General features: G+C 56.9%; 1 protein-coding gene. It reads right to left on the bottom strand.

Annotated elements, in window-relative coordinates; translation table 11 throughout:
- Positions 1 to 230 (bottom strand): UbiD family decarboxylase domain-containing protein (locus tag KVS69_RS19695; RefSeq protein WP_217539779.1); only part of this gene is annotated, 230 nt, incomplete at its 3' end.
- Positions 231 to 267 lie beyond the last annotated feature (37 nt).

Below are 267 nucleotides of genomic sequence, written 5' to 3'. Positions count from 1 at the left end.
AAGGCCGCTTCGCAATTGTCCTTGGAGCACAGGATGTTGCCGATGACCGGCATATGGTGACCGATGACGGACGGGAAGAGAAGCGCCTTGTCGCCATCGAGCCGTTTCATCAGCGCGGCGATCTCCAAATGCGGATCCGCCGGTTTCTCATGCGTCAGTATCCTGCCTGCGTCCGCCATGCGCGCAAGCGCTGCCCGGAAACGGGTATCGATGACTTCGGAATTCTTCATGTCGTTTCTTTCTGCAGGTGACCTATCCATCGAATAC

The sequence above is a fragment of the Stenotrophomonas sp. GbtcB23 genome (assembly GCF_019091045.1).
In the GTDB taxonomy this organism is placed as follows: domain Bacteria; phylum Pseudomonadota; class Gammaproteobacteria; order Xanthomonadales; family Xanthomonadaceae; genus Stenotrophomonas; species Stenotrophomonas rhizophila_A.
Note: the sequence above shows the minus strand (reverse complement) of the source record. Positions and strands in the feature narration are given on the sequence as shown.